Here is a 2,779-nt window from a genome sequence, read left to right as displayed (position 1 = left end):
GCGACCTCGCTGGCCTGGGGCCTGTGGGCCGCGCAGGACAGCGACATGACCGGCGCCCTCGCGGACACCGACCTCCAGCGCATGGCACGCGGCGGCGTCCTCGCCCTCGACACCGACCGGGCGCTGTCCCTGCTCGACCTCGCCCCGGCGAGCGAGCACCCCGTCCTCGTACCCATCCGCATCGACACCGCGGCACTGCGCAACCAGCCGCAGGAGTCGCTGCCCGCACTGCTCAGCGGCCTCGTACGGCCTGCGGTGCGGCGCGTGCGGAGCGGTACGGCCGCCCCGGCCGCCCGCACCGAGTCGCTGGCCCAGCGCCTTGCGGGCCGCACGGCCGCCGAGCGCGACCGGGTGCTGCTCGACCTCGTCCGCATCCACGTGGCGGACGTGCTCGGCTACGCGTCGCCGAACGCCGTCGAGCTGAGCCGGGGCTTCCTGGAACTCGGCTTCGACTCCCTCACGGCCGTCGAGCTGCGCAACCGCCTCACCGCGGAGACCGAGCTGCGGCTGCCCACCACGCTGATCTTCGACTACCCGAACCCGGCGGCACTCGCCGAGCACCTGTCGGAGGAACTGCCCACGAGCGTCGCCGCACCCCTGATCGGCGGCCCGGTCGACCCCGGTGACCTGGACACCGAGCTCGACCGCCTGGAAAGCATCCTGAAGGCCGCCGGCAACGGCACCGAAGGAATCGAGGGCGGCGAGCGCGACCGCGTCGCGGGCCGCCTGCGCTCCCTGCTCACGGCCTGGAACGCGACCCGCACCACCGCGCGCGACGCGGCCACGGGCACGGACCGGGATCCCCGGCGGGAGCGCGAAGAGCTCGAAGGCGCCACCGCCGACGAACTCTTCGACCTGCTCGACAGCGAGCTCCAAACCCCTTCAGAAACACCCGAACACAGCTCAGACACAGGGTCGGACACGGACCGCCCCGACCGCTTCGAGGAGGCGCTGTAAATGGCGGACGAGGAGAAGTACCTCGATTACCTGAAGCGGGCGACGGCCGATCTGCGCGACGCCCGCCGCCGGGTGCGAGAACTGGAGGACGCCCGGCAGGAGCCTGTCGCGATCGTCGGCATGAGCTGCCGCTACCCGGGCGGCGTGAACACGCCGGAAGACCTGTGGCGGCTCGTCGACGAAGGCGTGGACGCCATCTCCGCGTTCCCCACCGACCGCGGCTGGGACACCGACGAACTGTTCGACCCGGACCCCGACAACCAGGGCACCAGCACCACCGCCGAGGGCGGCTTCCTCTACGACGCCCCCCGGTTCGACGCCTCCTTCTTCGGCGTGTCTCCGCGCGAGGCCCTCGCCATGGACCCGCAGCAGCGCCTCCTTCTGGAGACCGCGTGGGAGGCCATCGAGCGCGCGGGCATCGACCCGGTGTCGCTGCGCCGCAGCCGCACCGGCGTCTTCGCGGGCGTCATGTACTACGACTACGCGACCCGCCTGCACGCCCTGCCCGAAGGCGTCGAGGGCTACATCGGCACCGGCAACGCGGGCTCCGTCGTCTCGGGCCGCGTCGCCTACACTCTCGGCCTCGAAGGCCCGGCGGTCACCGTCGACACGGCCTGCTCGTCGTCCCTGGTGGCCCTGCACCTGGCCGCGCAGGCCCTGCGGCAGGGCGAGTGCTCGCTCGCGCTCGCGGGCGGCGTGACCGTGATGCCCACGCCGGGCACCTTCATCGACTTCAGCCGCCAGCGCGGCCTGTCCACGGACGGCCGCTGCAAGTCCTTCGCCGCGTCCGCCGACGGCACCGGCTGGGGCGAGGGCGCCGGCCTGCTCCTGCTCGAGCGGTTGTCGGACGCCCGCCGCAACGGCCACAAGATCCTTGCCGTCGTACGGGGTTCCGCCGTCAACCAGGACGGCGCGAGCAGCGGTCTCACCGCCCCGAACGGTCCTTCGCAGCAGCGCGTCATCCGGGACGCGCTGGCCAGCGCCGGCCTGAAGCCGGGCGACATCGACGCGGTCGAGGCGCACGGTACGGGGACCACGCTCGGCGACCCCATCGAGGCCCAGGCCGTCATCGCCACGTACGGCAAGGAGCACTCCGGCGAACAGCCGTTGTGGCTGGGTTCGTTGAAGTCGAACATCGGGCACACGCAGGCCGCGGCCGGTGTCGCCGGTGTGATCAAGATGGTCATGGCGATGCGGGCCGGTGTCCTGCCCAAGACCCTGCACGTGGACGAGCCGACGCCTCAGGTGGACTGGTCGGCGGGGTCGGTCGAGCTGTTGACCGAGGCGCGCGAGTGGACCGCGCGGGACGGCGGTGCGCCGCGTCGCGCGGGTGTGTCCTCGTTCGGCGTGAGCGGCACCAACGCGCACGTGGTCGTGGAGGAGGCGCCGACGGGCGGCACACCGGTTTCCGGGACCTCCGACGAGGCCGCCACGCCGTCGCAGTCGTCGTCCGTGGTGCCGGGTGTGGTGCCCGTGGTCCTCTCGGGCCGTACGCCGGAGGCCCTGCGGGCGCAGGCGGACCGGCTGCGGATCCACCTCCTGGCGCACACCGACCTTGAACTGGGTGACCTGGCCTGGTCGTTGGCTGTGGCGCGGTCGCGGTTCGAGCAGCGGGGCGTCGTCCTCGGGCGGGATCGGGACGAACTCCTCGCCGGGCTCGAATCGCTGGCGCGGGATGACGCGGCCGCGCAGAACGTGGTCACGGGGCGGGTTCTGGGTGGCTCGGTCCGTCCGGTGTTCGTGTTTCCGGGGCAGGGGTCGCAGTGGGCGGGGATGGCGCGTGAGCTGCTGGATTCCAGTCCGGTGTTCGCGGAGCGGATGC

Annotated in this window: 2 protein-coding genes; both read left to right on the top strand. The window is 72.8% G+C overall.

Translation table 11 applies throughout. The annotated features are described in order from the left end of the window. On the top strand, positions 1 to 957 hold a 957-nt coding region (locus ADL01_RS45350), incomplete at its 5' end, for a phosphopantetheine-binding protein (RefSeq protein ID WP_234354647.1). Beyond that, positions 958 to 2,779 (top strand): type I polyketide synthase (locus tag ADL01_RS15980; RefSeq protein ID WP_199834837.1); only part of this gene is annotated, 1,822 nt, incomplete at its 3' end.

Origin of the sequence: Streptomyces sp. NRRL WC-3618 (assembly GCF_001280005.1) — a bacterium.
Taxonomy (GTDB): Bacteria; Actinomycetota; Actinomycetes; order Streptomycetales; family Streptomycetaceae; genus Streptomyces.
Note: the sequence above shows the minus strand (reverse complement) of the source record. Positions and strands in the feature narration are given on the sequence as shown.